Consider the following 21084-nt stretch of genomic DNA (forward strand, 5'->3'; position numbering starts at 1 on the left):
GGGCGTCCGCCACGTCGTCGTTGCACCGGGATCCCGAAGCGCACCCCTGGCGTATGCGCTGGCCGAGGCTGAGGCCGCGGGTGCGGTGCGGTTGCATGTCCGGATCGACGAGCGGGTTGCCGGGTTCACCGCGCTCGGCCTGGCGCAGGGATCGCAGCGCCCCGCGGCGGTGCTGACGACGTCGGGTACCGCCGTGGGGGAACTGATGCCAGCGGTCATGGAGGCGAACCACGCGGCCGTGCCCTTGGTGGTGTTGTCAGCGGACCGGCCCGACGAGCTTCGGGGGAGCGGCGCCAACCAGACCACCAACCAGGTCAACCTTTACGGTTCGCACGTGCGGTGCGCACTCGACGTCCCGGCGAGCACTGATCCCTCGGCGTTCGTTGCCAGGGCCCTGGCCGAGGCGCTGGGGGCCTCAGGCCCACGTGGTCCGGTCCAGCTGAACCTCGCGTTCCGCGACTCGCTGGTCCCCGGCACTGTAGACCCCGGCACTGTAGTCACCGGCGCTGTAGTCCCCGGTGCTGTGAGCCACGACGGGGCTCCTGTAGGGTTCCCGCCAGCCACCGCTCCTTCCACCGACGCCATCCTGCCGCTGACCAGCCAGTCCGACGACGACACCGCGACCCATGACGCCGCCACTCACGACGCCGCCCTTCCGACGTTGACCGCCCGAACCGTGGTGGTCGCAGGCCACGGCGCCGGGGAACTGGCGGCGGTGTTTGCCCAGCACCTCGGCCTCCCGTTGCTCGCCGAGCCCTCCTCCAATGCCCGGTTCGGTCCCAATGCGGTTGCCCAGTACCGGCTGCTGCTGGAACATCTGGGGCCCGACGTCGAGCGGGTGATCGTGTTCGGGCGGCCCACCCTCTCACGACCAATAGCAGCCCTGCTGTCCCGACCGGAGGTGCAGCAGGCACTTTACCTCCCGGGGCCGGTGGCCTGGTTCGAAGAAGGCCGACGCCGGGAGCGGATCATCACCACCCTCGATGAGTTGCTGCAGTTCGCCGGTCAGGGCGAGGACGGATGGTTGGGGCGGTGGCAACAGGCCAGTGCCCGCGCTGATGCCGCTCTTCGGTCAACCCTCGCCGAAAGCGCCTCCCTGACCGGGCTCCACGTGGCAGACGCCGTCTGGGAAAGCACTGACGGAAATCTCATGCTCGGATCCTCCAATCCCATCCGGGACGCCGATCTCATCGCGTCCCCTGGCTGGCACCCCCTGGAGGTCTACGCCAACCGCGGCCTCGCCGGTATTGATGGAACCATCTCCACCGCCACCGGTATCGCGCTCGCGACCGGTATCCCCACGCGCCTGCTGCTCGGTGACCTGACTTTTCTGCACGACGCCGGTGGGCTGCTTTTGGGGCCCGGCGAGGATGAGGCCGACCTGCAGATAGTGGTGCTCAACGATGCCGGCGGAGGCATCTTCGGTCTCCTGGAACACGGGGAGGAGAAGAACCTCGAACGCCACAGCAGGGTCGTAGAGCGTCTCTTCGGCACCCCCCACACCGCCGATCTCGAGGCGCTGGCCCATGGGTACGGCGTCAGGCATTCACTGGTCACCTCGGCCGCTGGCCTTGACGCAGCACTGGCGCCACCCATCAAGGGCCGCTCGGTGATCGAGGTCCGGGCCGACCGATCGGGCCTCCGCGCATTGCACGCCTCGATCAAGGCAGGCGTCGCCAGGGTGGTGTAGGCCGGGCCGGAACCGTGCGGTGTGGGCCTACCGAAAGAGTCGGTAGTTCTGCCACCCCGAACCGATGGTGAAAGACCCACCCCAGCCGCCGGAGTTGATCGGGTAGTGCCTGAGGGCGCCGGAACTGGTTCGAGCGGTCAACCCGTAGGAGCCTGGGCCCCGGAAACCCGAGACGGCTTGTGCGCTTTCGATGTGTTGCCAGCCGGAGCCGATGGTACGTCGACTCTCGTAGATGAAACGTGCTTTTCCATTGGACCGGTAAAGCACCAGTTCACCGTTGGTGCGGGTGGCGAGCACGTCCTGGTTGCCGTCCCGGTCAAAGTCAGCCAGCGTGATCTTCAGGTTCTGCCACCCCGACCCGATCTGCCCCCGGGCCTGCGAGGACAGGGCTCCGCCGGTGTTGTTTGCGTAGTGCCACAGCCGTCCTGCGTCGTCCTTGGTGACCACCGACGGGTACCGGCTCCCCCGCCACCAGGTGCCGACAGTGATCTCATGGTTGGCCCAGCCGCTGCCGATCCGGATGGGTGACTGGAAACCGCCGCCCCGGAGCCCCCGATAGAGCGTGAGTTTTCCGTCCTGCCACTGGGCGAGGATGTCCTGGATGCCGTCGGAGTTCCAGTCGGTGGTGAACCCGGCCTTCAGACCGCCCCAGCCGCTGCCCACGCGGGCGCGCTGCGCGAATCCGCCGGTCCAGTTGGGCGGGTAATTCCACAGCACCCCTGCGGAATCCACTGCGGTGAGGTCCGTTGGGCTCTTGATGGTCGGGTTGGAACCGTCGAAATAGTGCTCCAGCGTGGGGATGCCGCGGGTCTTCATCTCGGTGGCTAGTGGCCGCCCCACGTAGCGCAGATGCCACGGTTCGTAGGTGTAACCGGTGGTCGATTGGTAACCGTCCGGGTAGCGAATGATGAACCCGTACCGCCATGCATTGGCGGCGACCCACTTGCCGCCCGCGGTGGTCCCGAAACAGGCACCCAGGCCACAAGTGCCGTTGGCGTTGCCGACGTCGACGGCGAGTCCGGTCTGATGCTCGCTGTGCCCCGGGCGTGCCGAAATGGTGTCGGCCACTGCCTGCCCGTATCGCGCCACATAGCTGTTGTAGAGGGATGCCTGCTCGGCGTAGGAACGGTAGGCGCTCACCACGCTCAGTGGTGCCCCAGCGTTACGCGCGCCAGCAAAAAGGCTTTCCAGATTCGCCGAGACAGCACGCCGGAGTACAAAGTTGGTGCCGGGAAAATAGACCAGATCCGGTGCGATGTAGTGCAGGGGGTTCAGCGGCCGTGACTTGGTGACCAGCACGTGATAGCTGTTCGGGTTCGCCACGGGGACGGCGGCCGTTGCGGGCTGGGCTGTGAGCATCCCACCCAGTAGGGCGCAGCACAGCACGACGACGCTGAGGAGTCTTGCGCGAAGCCTTGGGTTCCGGATGGGTGAGGGCATGAGGATTCCCGCGGGTAGGTGGGTCTGGTGGACCTATCGTCCCACGCACTCCGGCCCGCCGCTAGGGGACCAAAGGCGCAGGACATTGCCGCCAACCGAGTGGTTACAGAACCTTCGAGAGGAACTCTTTGGTGCGTTCATGCTGCGGGTTGCCGAGGACATCCTCGGGTTTGCCCTGCTCGACCACCACTCCGCCGTCCATGAATACCACCCGGTCCCCAACTTCACGGGCGAAGCCCATTTCGTGGGTGACCACCATCATGGTCATGCCGTCCTTGGCCAGCTGCTTCATCACATCGAGCACGTCACCCACCAATTCGGGGTCCAGGGCGCTGGTGGGTTCGTCGAAGAGCATCATGTCCGGGTCCATGGATAGCGCACGTGCAATTGCCACGCGCTGCTGCTGCCCGCCGGAAAGCTGGGCCGGAAAGGCCATGGCCTTGTCCTCCAGACCCACCTTGGCGAGGTTGCGCGCCGCGACCTCACCTGCCTCTGACTTGCTGCGCTTCTTCGCCCTGATCTGAGCCAGGGTGAGGTTACGGGTCACGTTCAGGTGCGGGAAGAGGTTGAACTGCTGGAACACCATGCCGATGCGGGTGCGTACTTTGTCCAGGTCCGTCTCGTCGTCCGTGATATCGACGCCTTCCACAAGGATGGTGCCGCTGGTGGGCTCTTCCAACCGGTTGACGCACCGGAGCAGGGTGGACTTGCCAGAGCCAGAAGGCCCGATCACGCAGACCACCTCACCCTGATCCACATGGAAGTCGATGCCCTTGAGGACCTCGTTGTCCCCGAAGCTCTTGTGCAGGTCGCGGACCTCGATGGCCGGCACGCCCTTGCGGAGCGCTGGTTCAGTCACCTCGCTCACCGCCCTCTCTTGTTGTGTCGTTCAAGCTTGGCCACCAGCTGGGTGAGCGGCAGGGTGATGATCAAATACAGGAGGGCAGCGAGGACCAACGGGGTTGCGTTGGCGGATGAAGAGACCATGTCACGGGCGAAGGTGGTCAACTCGCGGTCGCCCAGAGCCATGCCCGCGATGAACAGGAGTGAGGTGTCCTTGATCAGGATGACCAGTTCATTGGTCAGCGGCGGGGTGATGATCCTGAACGCCTGCGGCAGGACGACAGAGATCATGGTCCACGACGGATGCATCCCCAGGGACCGGGCGGCCTCCACCTGGCCTGGCGGAACAGCTTCAATCCCCGCTCGGATGGTTTCGGCGATGTAGGCGGAAGAGACGATGATTAGGGCGATCAGGCCAGCGCCGGCGCTACCGCCCGGCGGACGCCAGCCAAAGGCGATCGGCACCGCGAACGCAAAACCGAAGATCACCAGCAGAGCGGGGAGCCCCCGAAACAGCTCGATGTAAGCGGTCGCTGCCCAGCGATAGGGCAGGACCGGAGAGAGCTTCATCAGCGCCAGAATCAGGCCGAGGAGCAGCCCACCGACAAACGCGATGGCCGTGTAGAGGACTGTGTTCTTCGCCGCGACGGTCAGAATTTCGGGGAATGCCTCGACAGCAACGTCCAGGTCGAAGAAATTGCTTTGGATCGCCTCCCAATCGGCGAGCCAGACGACGACGGCGACGGCGAGGATGAAGAGTGCGTACAGGGCGCCGCGGGTCAGACGTCTGCGGGTTGAGCGTTTCAAGTCGGGAGCCAATCTTTCTCGGGGGCTGTCGGCCCGGAACCCGTCAGGATCCGAGGATCCCGGACCGGTTCCGGGCCAGAATTCCTACTCCGAGAAGTAGGTGTTGTAAATCTCGTCGTACTCGCCGTTGTCCCGCAGCTCGGCGAGCTGCTCGTTGACGGCCTCGAGGAGATCCTCGCTGCCTTCCTTGGGCAGTGCGAAACCGTATTGCTCATCGGTTTCGAACTCTTGGGCGATCGTGTAGGTGCCGTCCTCGGTGTGGCTGAGGTTCACCGGCAGGTCCTGCAGGATGGCTGCGACGTTGCCGGCCTGGAGAGCTGAGTACAGTTCAGCGTCGCTCGGGAAGGCTACAACCTCGGTGTCGGAAGGGACGTTCTCGCGGGTGTACGTTTCACCGGTGGTTCCGGCCTGAACACCCACCGACTCGCCCGCAAGATCGTCGATCGAGGCAAGATCCGAGTCCACGGGAACCAGCAGGGACTGCAGGGAATCGTAGTACGGCTCGGTGAACGCAATGTTCTCCGCGCGCTCCTCGGTGATCGTGATGGCGCTGGCACCGACGTCGCACTGGCCGGCCGCAAGCACCGCGCCACTGGCGAGGCCGTCGAAGCCGACGTCGACCACCTCAAGCTCGAGGTCCAGGCCGGTGGCGATGGCGCGCATCAGGTCCATGTCGAAGCCGACGTATTCGCCGTCCTCTTCATACTCGAATGGCGCGTACGGGATGTCCGAGCACACGGTGAGCGCGCCCTCAGCAATCAGGCCGAGGCCCGAATCATCGGCGGCTGGCTCGTCGGAGCCACCGCAGGCGCTAAGTGCTAGCGCACCGATGGCCGCGATGGCGAGGGTCTTGGGAACGGCTGAGCGCTTGGCAAACATACAAATACCTCTTTGGTGGACGGGAAAACTTCGATTCAAATTCTAGCCGCATGGAGATGTGCATCACAGGCTACAGGTATTGCGTACTGGTAACCATCGGGACCTGACAGTGCTGAGGACGGGGAATGCTACCGCCGGATGCCCAGGGCCTCGATCATGGGCCTGAACTTGCTCCACGATTCCGCCAGCTCAGCTGCGGCATTCGATGCAGCGACGATGCCACACCCCGCGTACATTCGAACCCGGGTTGGACTCTCGATTACCGCGCCGCGTAACGCGATGCCCCACTCACCATTGCCCCGGGCATCCATCCAGCCCACTGGCCCGGCATAGGGTCCGCGCTCCATATGCTCCAGTTCCCGGATCAGGGCTCCCGCTACGGTCGTCGGTGTCCCACAGACCGCCGCAGTGGGGTGCAACGCCCCGACCAGGGCCAACGACGTCGGTACGCTGCCATCGGCGCCCGGTTCCAGTTGCGCTGTGACATCGGAAGCCAAATGCCAGACGTTGGGTAGTTCGAGGACGAACGGCTCGCTGTGTGATGTCATGGTGCTGGTGAATGGCTCCAACTGGCCGGTCAGCGAGTCGATGGCGATCTGGTGCTCATGCAGTTGCTTCTCGGAGCCAGCGAGCACCCGCTGCGCGTAGTCCGGATCATCGGCCGGTGCATTGTTGCGGTCCAGGGTGCCGGCGAGGACCCTGGCCTGGGCCGTCGAGTTCTCAACTTTAATGAGCATTTCAGGTGTTGAACCGATCAACCCGTCCACCGAGTAGGTCCAACAGTCCGAGTACCTGACCGCCAGTTCGCGCAGCACCTGGGCGGTCGCCACCGGAGAACCGAGCTCGGCGACGACGTCACGCGCGAGCACCAACTTACTCAGCTCGCCGCTGCGAACGTGCTCGATCCCCTGCTCCACGGCGGTCATCCACTGCTCCTCGGAGAGAATTCCCGGGGTGAGCCGGTCGGCGGCGTCAGGAACACGTTCGATGGCCGTCTCGTCGAGGTATTCAGCCAGTGCTGCCTCGGCGGCGTCGGCGGTTACTTCCGCGCCTTCGTCGTCGGTGATGTAGGTCAGCCAGCTGTGACCATCGCGGCAGCCCACCACAACGCGCGGCACAATCAGCCGGGACTGATGCTGGGAGGTCTTGGAGAACGCAAACGAGCCGAAGGCCACCAGTCCGGAACCGGGAACGGCGAGCGGATTGTCGACGTCGGCGGCGTCGAGTTGGGTGCGCCACCACTCCTGGGCCTCAATGAACCGGTCGGGGCCCGCCGTCGTGAACCGGGCGCTTTCCCCGAAGGCAACCAGGCCATCGCCGCGGCGCACCCAGGTGTGAACGTCATTGCGGGCAACATAGTCGAGCAGGCCGGTACTGTCGTCGAGCTGTCCCCGTGGAATGGTGATGCTGCGCAGACCGCGCACTGGTGTCAGCGGCGGCGCGACCGCGATGGAGGACGGAGTGCTCATGATTTCCAAGCCTACTCTTGCCCGGCAGTGGCAGGGACGGGCTGGCCGTGCCGCTGCCGAAACCCGGTTGCCCGGAACCCGGTCGCCCGCGCCCCGATTATGGACCTGTCAATTGTTTGAGACAATACAAGGGTGAACCGTGCATCACTGGAAAAGCGTCCCGAAGAAGTTGCAGCCATGTTTGACGACGTGGCGCCCAAATACGACGTGGTCAACGACGTCCTGTCCCTCGGACAGACCCACCGCTGGCGTCGCATTGTGGTGGATGCGGTAGGAGCCGCGAAGGGCCAAAAGGTGCTCGACCTGGCCGCCGGAACCGGCACCTCCAGCGAGCCCTACGCAGACAACGGGGTGTACGTCGTCGCCTGCGATTTCTCCCTTGGCATGTTGCGGGTCGGCAAACGCCGTCGCCCGGACATTGATTTCATCGCCGGCGATGCCACCGATCTGCCGTTTGCCGACAACTCCTTTGACGCGACGACCATCTCCTTCGGGCTCCGTAACGTGCACCGTCCGCAGCAGGCGCTCGCGGAGATGCTGCGCGTCACCAAGCCCGGCGGAAAACTGGTGATCGCCGAGTTCTCACAACCAACCGTTCGACTGTGGCGCACCATGTACACGGAGTACCTGATGCGGGCATTGCCCGCAATTGCGACGAAGGTCAGTTCGAACCCGACCGCCTACGTGTATCTCGCGGAATCCATCAGGGCCTGGCCGGATCAGGATGCACTGGCTGGCTGGCTCACTGATGCCGGGTGGCAGGACGTGGCCTACCGCAATCTCAATGGCGGTATCGTCGCCGTCCATCGCGCGACCAAACCCGCTGACACTGCTACAGCACCCGCACAGGCGCGCCTCAGCCGCCGCAGCACGCGGCCAGCAAACTAAGTGTCGGTACTGATTGTCGGGGCTGGCCCCGCTGGCTCAACCGCTGCCTACTACCTGGCGCGTGCCGGGGTAGACGTGACAGTGGTGGAAAAATCGGTCTTCCCGCGTGAGAAGGTCTGCGGAGACGGGTTCACGCCCCGCGCAGTCCGTGAGATCCAGCTGCTCGGCCTGCCTCATGAGGAGACGGCGGGATGGCGCCGCAACGTCGGGCTGCGGCTCAAAGCCGGCGGCCGCACCGTCGAGGTGCCCTGGCCGGAGCTAACCGACTTCCCCGATTACGGGCTGGTCCGCACCCGGTTCGGATTCGATGAACAACTAGCCGAACACGCTCGCGCGGCGGGCGCCGTCATCCTTGAGGGTCACTCCGTCACCAGAGCGATCCGCAACGACGCCGGCCGGGTGACCGGCGTCGTCGTCAATATCCTGGACTCGTCCGGGCGTAAGACGGGGGAGACCCGGCAGTTTCACGCTGACACCGTCCTGGCGGCCGACGGCAACTCGACCCGGACGGCCGTCAGCCTGGGCTTGGCGAAGCGCGATGATCGCCCGCTCGGCGTCGCGGTACGCACCTACTTCACCAGTCCGCGCCATGAGGACCCCTGGATGGAAGGGTGGCTCGAGCTCCCCGACGCGACCGGCAAGNCGCTTCCCGGCTACGGCTGGGTCTTCGGTGTGGGGGATGGCACGTCCAATGTGGGCCTGGGCATCCTCAATTCCTCTGCCGAGTTCGGCAAGCTGGATTACAAGCAGGTGCTGCGGGACTGGACCGCCGGGATGCCCGCCGAGTGGGGTTTCGTTCCCGAGCAGCAGGTCGGCGAGATCCGCGGCGCCGCCCTGCCCATGGGCTTCAACCGGACACCCCACTACAGTCCGGGGATGCTGCTGCTCGGCGATGCCGGCGGAATGGTGTCCCCGTTCAACGGCGAGGGTATCTCCTACGCGATGGAGTCGGCCCGGTACGCTGCCGAGTTCATCATCAACGCCGAACAGGTCGGCTCAACCCTGGGCCGCGATCAGGTCCTGGCCGGTTACGCGCCACACATCAGAGGGCTGTGGGGGAGCCACTTTACCCTCGGCACCATCTTCGCTCAGCTGATCGGCAAGCCGGCCATTCTGCGGTTGGCGCTGCGGACCGGCATGCCGATCCCGGTGCTGATGCGCTTTGTGGTGCGGATGCTCGCCAACCTGACCGACTCCGGTGGCAAAGGTTTCGAGGACCGCGTCATTCACCTGCTGGAGCAGCTGGTGCCGGCCGTCAGCAACCAATCCCATCCGCGCGCGCGGACGCATGCCAGTTCCACGCGCTCTACTAGTTAGTCTTAGACAGTGACAGAATCTGCGAACCCCGGCTGGACCCGTGCTGGACACTCGCTGTCCGATGGCGCCGAGCTCGACACTGCCACCGGAGCCATTGCTACCGGTCTGCGGCTTCCGCCCGGATTTGCCTTGATCGCCGAGGATCCTCACCTTGGGCCCGCGGTCACCACCTGCCTGGCCAAGGTCGAGAAGCAGCTCCGGGAAGCCATCGCCAGCTCCGATCCGCTCGCCGATGCCACCAGCCGCCACCTCGTTGAAGCGGGCGGCAAACGCATCCGGCCACTGTTGACCATTCTGGCGTCGCACCTCGGGGATGCCAGCCGCCCCGAGGTGGTGCAGGCCGCCGTCGTCGTCGAACTGACCCACCTGGCCACGCTCTATCACGACGACGTCATGGACTCGGCGCCGTATCGTCGCGGTGCGCCGACGGCCCACGAGGTGTGGGGCAACTCGGTAGCCATCCTGACCGGTGACCTGATCTTCGCCCGTGCCTCCATCCTGGTGTCGGAGCTGGGCGGCCGGGCCCTGGGGATCCAGGCGCGGACCTTTGAACGGCTCTGCCTGGGACAGCTTCACGAGACGGTCGGGCCCCGCGAGGACGAAGATCCGGTGGAGCACTACCTGTCGGTCATCGCAGACAAGACCGGGTCGCTGGTTGCGGCATCGGGGCAGCTCGGCGCGCTGTTCGGCCAGGCCCCGCAGTCGGTCATCGACGTCATGCTGTCCTACGGCGAGAAGGTGGGGGTGGCGTTCCAGCTCGCCGACGACGTCATCGACGTCACTGGCGTCAAGGTCACTTCCGGCAAGTCACCAGGCACCGACCTGCGCGAGGGCGTCCCGACGCTGCCGATTCTGCTGATCCGCCAGGCCGCTGCTGCCGGAGACGCTTCGGCCGCCCATGTTGTCGACCTGGTCGATGGTGACCTCACCTCGGACGAGTCGCTCGCTACCGCCGTCGCTGCCGTCAGTACCCACCCGGCAACCCAGGACGCCTGGAAGGTCGCTCAGCAGTGGGCCGACGACGCCGTCGCCGCCCTCGAACCACTGCCGGAAAGCATCGTCAAGCAGGCGCTGACCGCTTTCGCCCAGGCCGTCGTCACCCGGGACGTCTAGCCCCGGCTCCTCTGTCGACCTGACCTGCGCTAATCAGGACCCGACGACGCGTTGGCGCTGCTCGCCCAGACCGTCAATGCCGATCGTCATAATGTCTCCGGCCGCCAGGTAGCGGAAACGGCCGGACAGGGCAACACCCTCGGGGGTGCCGGTGTTCACCACGTCTCCGGGATCCAGGGCCATGTACTGGGAGAGGTTGTGAATGATCTCGGCGACGCTGAACACCATGTCAGCTGTCGTGGAATCCTGTCTGGGGTCACCGTTGACGGTTGAGTAGAGCCGGAGTGCCTGCGGATCCGCGACGTCGGCGACCGGCACCAAGGCTGGTCCCATCGGGTTGAAGGTCGGCGCGCACTTGCCCTTGGACCACTGGCCTCCCGAGTGCCCGATCTGGTAGTCGCGCTCCGAGACATCGTTGCTGATCGTGAACCCGGCGATACAGTCGAGGGCCTCCTCGACGCTGGACAGGTAGGACGCCCGCTTGCCGATGACCACGGCAAGCTCCACCTCCCAATCAACTTTCTGGGCGCCCGGCGGGATGACGACGTCGTCGTTCGGCCCGACGACCGTATTGGGATGCTTGAAGAAGATGATCGGGGCCTTGGGCGGCTGGTCGCCGGTCTCGGCAGCGTGCGCCGCATAGTTCTGGCCTACGCAGACGACGGCGCCAATACCCGTCAGCGGAGCTCCCACCCGCATCGCTGCGGCCCCCTCAAGTGGTGGCAGGGTGCCGGCAGCCAATGCATCACGCACCCGGCCGATGCCGTCCTCCCCGAGGAACACGCCGGTAATGTCGGCGGTCAGTCCGCGCAGGTCATAGGTTTCCCCGTCCTGGCGCACCGCAGGGATTTCCCGGCCGGGCTCGCCCAATCGCATTAGTTCCATCTCAAGTCTCCTTTTTGTCGCGTAGTAAACAGGTGGTCTAGGCATCAGAGCGGAGCAGAAGAGAATGCATCCCGCCGTCGACAGTCAGGGAACTTCCGGTTGTGGAGCCATTGGCCGGGTCGGCCAGAAAGAGGATTGATGATGCCACCTCTTCGGCGGACACCAGCCGACCATGCGGCTGGCGGGCTTCCAGCGCCTGGCGCTCAGCGGCGGGATCCGTCGCAGCTGCAAGTAACCTGCCAACCCATGGGGTGTCTGCGGTGCCGGGATTGACGCAGTTCACCCTGATGTTGTCCCGCATATGATCCGCTGCCATGGCGCGGGTTAGGGCTGACACCGCCCCCTTGCTCGCCGAGTAAAGGGCTCGCTGAGGCAGACCATGGGTGGCTGCGACAGACGACGTGTTCACAATCGCCGGGCAGCGGGATTTTCGCAGGTGGGGCAGCGCTGCCCTTGACACCCGTGCAATCCCGACCACGTTAATGTTGAGTACCCTGAGCCATTCGTCGTCGTCGTTATCTGCAACGCTCCCCGCTGCTCCAACTCCTGCGTTGTTGATAACGACGTCGATCCCGCCTAAGTCGAGTGCTGCAGCAGCGACTGCCTCATCAACCGACTGACTATTGCCGATGTCACAGGTATAGCCGATTACGCCAGAGGGTAGACCCTCGGGCCGGAGATCGAGTACCGCCACGTGTGCTCCGCGTTCGGTCAACGCAGCTGTCACTGCAGCGCCGATCCCTGAAGCACCGCCGGTGACCAGGGCGCGGATGCCCTCAAAAGAATCTGTCATTTTCGTCCTTGTCAGTAAAAGGGGAGAGACTCAGCAGAGATTGGCTGGGTGTGGCAGCCTCAAACCCGAATCTTCCTGGGTGAATGCCTCCGCAAAGCGGTGATATGCGTCGATGAGATGTTGGTGCATGGCTTTCCCAGCGGCATCCGGGTCACAGGCAGCGATAGCGGCGGCAATCCGTCGATGTTCCTCGACGGTGCTGGTCCCCTGGTAATCGGCGGGATGCAGTCGGAAGAGGTGAAGGTGGCAATGCGTGGCGCGGTAGGCGTGCAGAGCAAATTCGTTGCTGCTGGCCGACAGGATCCGGTCGTGAAAGACAGTGTCGTGCGCCACGAGTTGATGACGGACGTCACTGTTCTCGGCCGTGCCCGACTCAAAGTCATCAAGCGAAGCAGTGAGAAACCGGGAGGGATTACTGAGACGGTTCACGGCTGCCGCCCGCGCCGCCCACGGTTCGATGAGCAGACGGAATTCGAACAGCTCGCGCAATTCAGCCGTGCCCAGAAGCTCAGTGGTGCGGTATCCCTTACCGGGGCTCTTGACGATAAGGCGGTCTCCCTCAAGCTGGCTCAGCGCCTCGCGGATGGGTGTCTGAGAAACGCCAAGTTCTCGGACCAAAGCATCGATGTTGACTTTCGCGTCCGGGGGCAGCTGCAGATCAAGAATTTTTGCACGCAGCGTCCAATAGACCTCAGCCCCGGACCTGCCCCGGGGCTCGACGTCGCGGGCTGTCGTTTCGGTCATTATCGGCCGTCCAGCACAGGCTGCCGGTGGTCGAGGATGTACTGCAAGTGGGCACCAATGCCGAATTCCCAGGGTTCAAGATCATCTGTAGGCAACACCATGTTGGTCAGTGTACCCAGCCGGGTACTGCCGATTTCCACCACATCTCCGGCTTTGTGGGTGAATCCCATGCCCGGCGCGTCGCGGTCCTGGTTTGGGGCGAAAAGGGTTCCGGTGAAGAGGATGAAGCCATCCGGGTATTGGTGGTGGGTCCCGTACGCAGCTCCAACAAGTTCCTCAAAGGAACGACTCAGACGCTGGACGCTGTTGGTGCCATTCAAAACGAAGCCATCAGCCCCCCGAACGGTGAGACGAATCGTTTCCTGGCGGGCATCATCAACTGTGTAGGAATCGTTGAACAACCTGAGGAAGGGGCCAAGTGCAGTTGACCCGTTGTTGTCCTTGGCCATGCCGAGGAGCAGCGCACTGCGGCCTTCGACATCACGAAGGTTAACGTCATTGCCAAGGGTGCAGCCCTTGATGCGGCCTCGATTGTCCACTACCAGTACCAGTTCGGGCTCCGGATTGTTCCAGGATGAGAACGGCGGAATGCCGATGTGTGACCCTGTACCAACCGCGGATAGGACAGGTCCCTTGGTGAAGACCTCCGGATCCGGTCCAATCCCAACCTCAAGGTATTGCGACCAGAACCCTTCACGCACAAGTACCTCTTTGACGCGGGCGGCTTCGTCGGAACCGGGACGGACCCCAGTGAGGCTGCCGCCAAGAGCGTCAAGCACCTGGGAGCGGGTTTGCTCGGCGAGGGTGAAATCGCCGGCGCAGCGTTCCTCAATGACCCGTTCGATTAGGCTGTCGACGAAGGTGACACCGCACGCCTTCAACGCCTGCAGGTCCACCGGCGGGAGCAAGTGCGGGCCACTGCGGCCGATGGCGGGCGCGTCAGCGTCCGAGAAGGTGTCACCTGCAAGATCGGCAAGGTCCCACCGGCGGGCAGTCGAGGAGCGGAGCTGTTCAAGCAGATGAACAGGGTTTTCCGTGTTGAGTAGTTCCGAAACGGTGGCGTACTGATGGAAGAGGTCAACCAACGTGCCGCCGTCGACCAGGACGGGGCGAGGCCCCGCAGTTTCGGGGTCCCAGATCCGTCCGATCAGCACCGCTGTAGTGGCATCTTCCGGGAGCAGCCGGCTCATGCTTTGGCCTCCCTCGTGTTTAGGTCCGCAGCCTCAAAGACCCCGTTGACGCGGCGGCCGATGTGATGGGGGTTCAAGTCCTGAAGGGACGCCGGCAGCTGGTGGTCAGGTACATCCTGGTACGCAACGGGGCGGGTGAAGCGCCCGATCGCCGCGGTTCCCACCGAGGTGGTGTTTGAGGTTGTGGCGGGGTAGGGCCCGCCGTGCTGCTGTGCATAGGAGACGGTTACCCCTGTCGGCCAGCCGTTCCACAGCACCCTGCCGGCGATGCCTGTCAGGGTGTCGAGCAGAAGCGAAGCGTCGTCGCCCTCGTCTGCGTGGATCGAAGCGGTCAATTGGCCTTCCATCAGTGACGCCAGGCGGGGGAGGTCTCCAGCCGAACGGTACCGGACCACCAGAGAGGCCGGACCGAACATTTCGTGGCGTAGGACTTCGGGATTCCTTGTGACAGCTGCGGCATCGGTGATTAGCACAGTTGGAGCGGGCACCTTCTCGTCGGACCCGGAGACCAGAGCGTCGACCCCCTCCATGGCGGCTACATCATCGCGGGCGGTGCCGAAGGATTCGCGAAGGCCGGGGGTCAGCAGCTCACTCAGTGGGGTTTGTTCCAGAACTGGTTCAAGCGCCCCGCGAATCTGTTCGTCGGATAAGGCCTCGGGCACAAAGAGGACACCGGGCTTGGTACAGAATTGGCCCATGCCCGCAGTGAACGATGCGGCGTATCCGGCAAGAATTGATTCCGAGCGGTTTTCCCATGCGTGGGGGAGCACGAAGACCGGGTTGATGCTTCCAAGCTCACCGTAAAACGGGATCGGATCGGGCCGGGCACTTGCGCGGTTGAACAGGGCACGTCCACCACCTGTTGACCCGGTGAAACCGATCGCTTTCACCAGCTGATGGTCCACCAAGGCTTCAGCAGCAGCCCGGCCGTCGACTACTGCAAATAGGCCAGCGGGGCTGCCTGCCTCGCTCAGTGCTTCAGCAACGATCTCTGCTGTGCGCAGGGCGAGCTTGCGGTGCCCATTGTGAATCTTGTGAAGGACTGCGCACCCTGCCGCGAGCGCCGAGGCGGAGTCGCCGCCCATCACGCTGAACGCGAAAGGGAAATTGGAGGCACCGAAAACACCCACAACCCCCAGCGGAATGTTGATCCGCCGGATGTCAGGCCGGGGACCCATGCCCCAGTCAGGATCGGCGTGATCCACCGTGGCATCCAGCGGAATTCCTGCGAGAACCTCGTCCGCGAAGAGGTCAAGTTGAAACGCTGTCCTTTTAAGCTCGCCGTTCAGACGTGCCTCGGCCAGGTGGGTGTCTGCCTGCCCAAGTGCCACGAGTTCGGGTGCGTTGGCGCGGAGGGCTGCCGCGATGGCGTTCAGTCTGCTCGCCCGCACGGCAGGAGGTTCAGCAGCAATCTGCAGGAAGGCCCGGTGTGCGGCCTGAGCTGCTTCAGCAACTTCCCCGGCTGTGGTGGCGAGGGTCAATGTGGTGGCTGTCATATCATTCCTTTCGGTTAGACGGCGGATCAGTTGGCGTTCAGTTCCTGCCAGCCGGCACCGCCCGGGAAGGTCCACCGTGCAGTCGATGCGTCGAGCATTTCGGCTCCGACTCCTGGGCGTTTGGGCGCCTGGTAGCGTCCACCGGTGACAATCACCGGTTCAGCAAAATGCTCGTGGAGATGATCGACGAACTCGATGACCCGGTCCTCCATGGAACCGGTGATCGCCGCGTAGTCGAAGAAGGAGAAATGCTGCACCAGTTCGCACAGGCCCACCCCGCCCGCATGCGGGCACACAGGAGTGTCGAACTGTGCGGCGAGGAGGAGATTGGCGATGTTTTCGTTGACACCCGCCACACGGGTCGAGTCGATCTGCATGATATCGATTGCCCCCGCCTGCAGAAGCTGCTTAAAAATGATCCGACTCTGGACCGCTTCACCGGTGGCAACCTTGACCGGGTGAACTGCTTTGCGGATTGCAGCGTGGGCGAGGATATCGTCGGTGCTGGTGGGTTCTTCGATCCAGTAGGGATTGAAGTCCTGTAGTTGGTTGACCCAGTCGATGGCGTCTTGCTCTTCCCAGCGCTGGTTGGCATCGATAGCAATCCGAATGTCGGGCCCCACAGCCTCACGCGCGAGCGACAGACGGCGCCGGTCATCGGCAATACTTCCTGCTACCTTGAGCTTGATCATGCCGAAGCCATCGGCCACTGCTTCCTTCGACAACCGGACGAGCTTCTCGTCGCTGTAACCCAGCCATCCTGGAGTAGTGGTGTAGGCGGGGTATCCATTCTGCTTTAGCTCAGCAATCCGGTCCTGTTTGCCGGCCTGCCCACGCTGCAGGATGTCGGTTGCGTCCTGCGGGGTGAGGGCGTTGGAAATATGAGTGAAATCGACTGCACTGACCAATTCATCGACCGGCATCTCGCTCAGAAGGAGCCAAAGGGGCTTGTTTTCCCGGCGAGCCCGGATGTCCCAGAGTGCGTTGATCAGACCGCCGCACGCCATATGGGACACGCCTTTTTCGGGTCCAAGCCAGCGCATCTGCGAGTCATGGATCAGGCGTCGTGAAGCGTCGCCGAGATTGTTCACCAGATTATCGGTGTTCTGCCCGATGAGCAGGGCCCCATAGCTGTCCATGGCGGCGGTGATGATCTCGTTTCCCCGCCCACAGGTGAAGACCAGACCGTAACCGCGCTCACCGTCGTCGGTGGCGATTTCTACATAGGCGGCTGAATAGTCAGGGTCGACGTTGACGGCATCGGACCCGGACAAATCCAGGGAAGTGGGGAAACGCACATCGGAAGTGCGCACTGACGTGATGCGGGACATTGGATCTCCTAGAGATTCAGGTGGGAAGGGCTAGAGGAAGCCTAATAGTGTAGGTAGTCCGACCGTGAGGGCCGGAACGAAGGTGATGATCAGCAGAGTGGCGACCATAGGGACGAAGAACGGAAGAATGCCCTTGATGACGGTTGGCACTGACGTTCGTGTGACGCTCGACAGGACGAAGAGCACAAGCCCCACGGGAGGTGTAATCAATCCGATGAGAAGATTGAAGATCACCATAATGCCAAAATGGATCGGGTCGATGCCGAACGTTTCAGCGACCGGCAGCAACACCGGCACAAGGATCAGGATTGCCGCGGTGGGCTCCAGGACGCAGCCCACCAGCAACAGCAGGATGTTGACGAGTATAAGGAACACGATTGGCTGGTCGGTGATCTGCAGAATCAGGTTGGCTGCTACCTGCGGTGCCTGTTCACGGGCAAGAACCCACCCGAACAGCGCAGCGGCAGCTACGATCAGGAGGACCGAGCCCGAGGTCTCAACAGTTGTCAACAGGGTGCGGTACAGCTTCCGCCAAGTTAGCGCGCGGTACACGATGGCAAGGATGAGGATATAGACGACGCCAATCCCGCTCGCCTCGGTGGGCGTGAAAACACCGCTGAGAATGCCACCCAGGATGACAACCGCTGACCCCATCGCGGGAAGCGCCGCGAGGGTGGTGCGGCCCCGCACTTTCCAGGTCGATTTCGGGAGCCGCAGATGGTTCTGTTTCCTCATAAGAATCCAGACCGTGAGGCAGAGGGCCGTCACCAGCACCAACGCGGGCAGGATCCCAGCCATAAATAGGGCACCTACTGACACTCCGGCGGTGACCGCGTAGATGACAGCCGGGATGCTGGGCGGGATCATGGGCGCTATCAGGCTCGAGGCGCCGGTCACGCCCAAAGCAAATTCACGGGAGTAGCCTCGTTGGACCATAGCCGGGACTTGCACCCGTCCCATGGCAGCGGCATCAGCTATAGCGGCACCGCTCATCCAAGAGAAGCCGAAGCTGGTGGCCACGTTGACGTAGCCGAGGCTGCCGCGGAGGTGGCCGATACCGGCCACGGCTGCGTCGTAGAGCTTGTCGGTCACTCCGGAAACGTTGGCGAGGTTTCCTAGCAAGATGAACATGGGAACGGCGAGGATGGCAAAGCTGTCAACCCCGGAGACGGTCTGTTGGACCGCCGTGCCGATCCGAGCAGTCGGGTCCATGATGACGTAGGCGACCGAGGGGATGAGCAAGGCAAAGGAGACTGGCACGCGGAGAGCGAGTAGCACCAGCAACGCGATGATCATGATGAGAAGGGTCATATGGTTTCCTAGACCGCTTCCCGCTCAAGGTTTTCCATAGCGTCAGGAACTACCTCGGGGTGGCGGATGTTGAGCACGATGTGCAAAGCGGCATGGAAGAAGATGAGCGCAAATCCGGTGACTGCGGCAAAGTAGACCACACTCATCGGTAGGCCTGTTGCGGGAGCGAGAAGCCGATTGGCGCCAGCAGCAAACTCGGCTCCCGCTACGGCTAGGACTCCCGCAGTGGCAAAGACCGTTATGAGGGCGAACGTATCCAACACGATGGTCCCTTTCCGACCCAGCTTGCTAGCCAGGAGGTCAACGGCGATATGTATACGCCGTGCCATGACAAAACCGGCGGAAACGAACGTGAACCAGAGCAGCATGAACCGAGCCAGTTCCTCAGTCCAGCTGAACGGTGTGTTGAAGACATAACGGCTGATCACCTGCAACATGATCAACCCGAGCAATGACACAAGAAGCGTGCAACTTGCGATCCGTTCAACATTGACGAGCCCCCGGTAGAGTCGGCTGCGTTGTTCAGCGAAGTCGGGCAGATCCGGCTCGTGTGGAACGTGGGAACCCGTAGCAATGTTGTTTTCGTTACTGGCGTCAGCCCCTGATGAGTTTGAACTCACCGAGCACCCTTGATTTCCCGGTATAGCTCACCCCAAGGCTGTTGCAGCATTGCTTCTTCGGCAGCGGCGGCGAAGGATTCCCGGTCGACGTCGTCGTTCACTTGGATGCCATCGCCCGCACGCCATTCGTCGAGAATGCCTTCTTCCTGCTCCTCAATACACACACGGGTGTCATCCGCGGCGACAGCCATCGCGCTTTCGAGCGCTTCACGCTCCTCATCAGTCAATCCCTCATAGACCGTGCGGCCGGTTGTTATCATGACTCCTTGAACCATGTGTCCTGTGAGGTTGATGTAGTCCTGAACCTCGTTGAACTTGGCTGTCGAGATAGTGGGGATGGGGTTCTCCTGGGCGTCGATAACCCCCTGTTGCAGGGCCAGATAGACCTCATCCAGTGCCATTGGAGTGGCGGTACCGCCCATAGCTGCGACGTTCTCGAGGTAGAGCGGCGCGTTGGGAGTGCGGATCTTCAGACCATCGAAGTCGGCAGATGAGCTGATCTTTTTGTTAGCGGTAACGTGGCGTGTGCCGTAGTACCAGCTTGAGAGGACACGAATATCGGAGCTTTCGTAAAGGCCGTCGAAGACGGTCGCCATAGCCTCCCCCTCAACGGTTTCCTCGAAGTGGTCGACGTCTTCAAACAAGTAAGCCCCGTCAAGTACGGCCGCATCCTCTTCCCATACGCCTAGGAACGATGGGCCAGCGATCGCCATATCTAGTGCGCCTGAGGCTACCTGTTCGAGGGATTCCGATTCGTTGCCGAGCTGCGCAGCTGGGAAGCTTTCGATCTGAAGACCGCTACCCTCGAGTTCTTCCTTGAGGGTAGCGACGCCACACTCTTCTACTGGATGCCCGGCCTCGTAGACATGTGCGAGACGCAGAGTTTTGGCATCGGCGTCGGCCTGGCCCACCTCATCGCGGTCCACCGGTGTGCCGACGTTGCAGCCGGACAATAGGAGAGCTGCGGTGGCGGCGAGACCGATCGCGGTGGCGGAACGACGTCGGCTGTACGGGGTGGAGTTTTCGAGCTTCATTGCTGGAGTTCCTTCCGGGAATGCTTCGGTTGTAAGGGATAGGTGTTATTGAGCGGTGGATGTTAAGAAATTGGCTGGGATGGAATGTTCACGTGCGAGTTGACGCAGCTGGTCTGCCGTGGAATTGGGCAGCTGCATGACCGAGGCGGCACCCATTTCCAGGGCATGTTCAGGGTCCCCAGGGGCCTGCACCGTGCGGTCGGCCGGACCGGAGTTCCGTACCCGCTTTTGCAGATCAGCAACCCGGTCTTCGGTGTGGGAACGTCCGGCGAATGCGTCGGTGTTTATCCCGATGACGAGGTGCCCGTTGTTCATTAGGGATGCCGGGTTGGACCAGATATCGATGGTTTCATAGGCGTAAGTAGCATCGGTAAGGGACGAGGCAAATGCCTCCAGAAGGACGGCGACAGCCGAACCTTTGTGGTCGCCGAACGGGATCATGGAGCCTGCTGCGGCCGCTTCTGGATCAGTGGTGGGGTTGCCATCGGTGTCGACAGCCCAGCCTTCGGGAAGTTGCTGACCCTCATTTCGTGCGGCGATTACCTTGCCGTAAGCGCCATTGCTGGTCGCGAGGTCAGCCGTGAGTGGCCAGCCCGACGAGCCAGGAGCCCCAAGTGTCAGCGGATTCGTCCCCAGTACCTTCGTCGTGCCTCCGTGAGGCGCGACCACCGGTCCGGTGGAGGACGTGATGAACGAAAGGAACCCGGCCGCCGCTAGCTGATCGCTCCAGAACGCCCCAGCTCCATAATGACTGCTGTTCTGAACGGCGACCGCAGAGATCCCATGGATCTGACCGATCTCGATAACCTTGTCGACTGCCGACTGCATAGCAACCTGGCCGAGCGCGGCATCAGCATCGAGGATGGCCACTGAATCCGCCTTGGAAGAGTACGACAGGTTCGGTGTCGGGTTGATCCCGCCGAGCCGAAGGGCTTCGACATACAAGGGAAGGCGGAGCAAACCGTGGGAGTGGATGCCGCGCTGGTCTGCCTGGACCAAAGAGTGCGCCGTCAGTTCGGCGTCGGCTCGTGGGACATTACAGCACTCAAGAGCTGCGGTCGCGAGCTGGCGAAGATCTGGGACAGAGTAAGTCGGGCGGGTCTGCAACGGTGATTACCCTTCAATATAGGAAGTAGTAAAATCCTATATCACGAGTGTGCCAAATCACAATAGTGGCCAGTATCTGGTCTCTTGTATGGTTACCGACGATGGGCGACGCAATCCGGCCCGTTAG

Annotated in this window: 19 protein-coding genes and 1 pseudogene; 4 read left to right on the forward strand and 16 right to left on the reverse strand. The window is 63.0% G+C overall.

What is annotated here, in order from left to right; genetic code table 11:
• Positions 1–1690 (forward strand): 2-succinyl-5-enolpyruvyl-6-hydroxy-3-cyclohexene-1-carboxylic-acid synthase (gene menD / locus K728_RS0107855; protein ID WP_024476348.1); only part of this gene is annotated, 1690 nt, incomplete at its 5' end.
• A gap of 27 nt (positions 1691–1717) precedes the next feature.
• On the opposite strand, the gene K728_RS23160 is transcribed toward menD, so the two are convergent.
• The 6 genes and pseudogenes from K728_RS23160 to K728_RS0107880 all read right to left on the reverse strand — a co-directional run bounded on the left by K728_RS23160 (position 1718) and on the right by K728_RS0107880 (position 7128).
• Complete coding sequence (locus K728_RS23160; protein WP_443110848.1) at positions 1718–2506, reverse strand: FG-GAP repeat domain-containing protein; 789 nt, start codon at positions 2504–2506, stop codon at positions 1718–1720.
• Positions 2507–2518: 12 nt separating this feature from the next.
• A pseudogene (locus K728_RS23165) lies at positions 2519–3130 on the reverse strand (M15 family metallopeptidase); the annotation flags it as partial.
• A gap of 103 nt (positions 3131–3233) precedes the next feature.
• Positions 3234–3998, reverse strand: coding sequence for an amino acid ABC transporter ATP-binding protein (locus tag K728_RS0107865; protein WP_019481822.1), 765 nt, complete (start codon positions 3996–3998; stop codon positions 3234–3236).
• Positions 3995–4780 (reverse strand): amino acid ABC transporter permease, encoded by a 786-nt coding sequence (locus K728_RS0107870; protein ID WP_019481821.1) that lies wholly within the window; start codon positions 4778–4780, stop codon positions 3995–3997. Before K728_RS0107870 ends, K728_RS0107865 begins: the two co-directional genes overlap by 4 nt.
• A gap of 84 nt (positions 4781–4864) precedes the next feature.
• Positions 4865–5659: a transporter substrate-binding domain-containing protein gene (locus tag K728_RS0107875; protein ID WP_019481820.1), complete on the reverse strand. Its 795-nt coding sequence runs from the start codon at positions 5657–5659 to the stop codon at positions 4865–4867.
• 128 nt (positions 5660–5787) lie between these two features.
• The gene (locus K728_RS0107880; protein WP_019481819.1) at positions 5788–7128 is read right to left on the reverse strand and encodes an isochorismate synthase; all 1341 of its coding nucleotides are present in this window, start codon (positions 7126–7128) and stop codon (positions 5788–5790) included.
• A gap of 132 nt (positions 7129–7260) precedes the next feature.
• Between K728_RS0107880 and K728_RS0107885 the strand changes: the two genes are divergently transcribed.
• From K728_RS0107885 to K728_RS0107895, 3 genes are all read left to right on the forward strand, one after another.
• Positions 7261–8016: a demethylmenaquinone methyltransferase gene (locus K728_RS0107885; protein WP_019481818.1), complete on the forward strand. Its 756-nt coding sequence runs from the start codon at positions 7261–7263 to the stop codon at positions 8014–8016.
• Complete coding sequence (locus K728_RS0107890) at positions 8017–9333, forward strand: geranylgeranyl reductase family protein (RefSeq protein ID WP_024476349.1); 1317 nt, start codon at positions 8017–8019, stop codon at positions 9331–9333.
• Positions 9334–9342: 9 nt separating this feature from the next.
• On the forward strand, positions 9343–10446 hold the full coding sequence (locus K728_RS0107895) for a polyprenyl synthetase family protein (RefSeq protein ID WP_019481816.1): 1104 nt from the start codon (positions 9343–9345) through the stop codon (positions 10444–10446).
• 33 nt (positions 10447–10479) lie between these two features.
• Here the strand turns inward: K728_RS0107895 and K728_RS0107900 are convergent, their stop codons facing one another.
• The 10 genes from K728_RS0107900 to K728_RS0107945 are packed head-to-tail and all read right to left on the reverse strand — an operon-like array spanning position 10480 to position 20957.
• On the reverse strand, positions 10480–11331 hold the full coding sequence (locus tag K728_RS0107900; protein ID WP_019481815.1) for a fumarylacetoacetate hydrolase family protein: 852 nt from the start codon (positions 11329–11331) through the stop codon (positions 10480–10482).
• A gap of 37 nt (positions 11332–11368) precedes the next feature.
• A complete protein-coding gene (locus K728_RS0107905) occupies positions 11369–12124 on the reverse strand; it encodes an SDR family NAD(P)-dependent oxidoreductase (RefSeq protein ID WP_019481814.1) in 756 nt (251 codons plus the stop codon).
• Between the two features lie 30 nt (positions 12125–12154).
• Positions 12155–12868, reverse strand: coding sequence for a GntR family transcriptional regulator (locus K728_RS0107910; protein WP_019481813.1), 714 nt, complete (start codon positions 12866–12868; stop codon positions 12155–12157).
• Entirely contained in the window at positions 12868–14058 is a 1191-nt protein-coding gene (locus K728_RS0107915) for a fumarylacetoacetate hydrolase family protein (RefSeq protein ID WP_019481812.1), read from the reverse strand. The genes K728_RS0107910 and K728_RS0107915 overlap by 1 nt, the downstream gene beginning before the upstream one ends.
• Positions 14055–15554 carry an aldehyde dehydrogenase (NADP(+)) gene (locus tag K728_RS0107920; RefSeq protein ID WP_019481811.1) on the reverse strand — a complete coding sequence of 500 codons (1500 nt, stop codon included), beginning with the start codon at positions 15552–15554 and terminating at the stop codon, positions 14055–14057. The genes K728_RS0107915 and K728_RS0107920 overlap by 4 nt, the downstream gene beginning before the upstream one ends.
• A gap of 26 nt (positions 15555–15580) precedes the next feature.
• A complete protein-coding gene (locus K728_RS0107925; RefSeq protein ID WP_019481810.1) occupies positions 15581–16885 on the reverse strand; it encodes an enolase C-terminal domain-like protein in 1305 nt (434 codons plus the stop codon).
• Between the two features lie 30 nt (positions 16886–16915).
• Positions 16916–18196, reverse strand: a complete 1281-nt coding sequence (locus K728_RS0107930) for a TRAP transporter large permease (RefSeq protein ID WP_019481809.1) — start codon at positions 18194–18196, stop codon at positions 16916–16918.
• 8 nt (positions 18197–18204) lie between these two features.
• Entirely contained in the window at positions 18205–18816 is a 612-nt protein-coding gene (locus K728_RS0107935) for a TRAP transporter small permease (RefSeq protein WP_019481808.1), read from the reverse strand.
• A complete protein-coding gene (locus K728_RS0107940) occupies positions 18813–19850 on the reverse strand; it encodes a sialic acid TRAP transporter substrate-binding protein SiaP (protein WP_019481807.1) in 1038 nt (345 codons plus the stop codon). Before K728_RS0107940 ends, K728_RS0107935 begins: the two co-directional genes overlap by 4 nt.
• A gap of 45 nt (positions 19851–19895) precedes the next feature.
• Complete coding sequence (locus K728_RS0107945) at positions 19896–20957, reverse strand: Ldh family oxidoreductase (protein ID WP_026040948.1); 1062 nt, start codon at positions 20955–20957, stop codon at positions 19896–19898.
• Positions 20958–21084 lie beyond the last annotated feature (127 nt).

It is taken from the genome of Arthrobacter sp. CAL618, from assembly GCF_000468215.1.
In the GTDB taxonomy this organism is placed as follows: domain Bacteria; phylum Actinomycetota; class Actinomycetes; order Actinomycetales; family Micrococcaceae; genus Arthrobacter_D.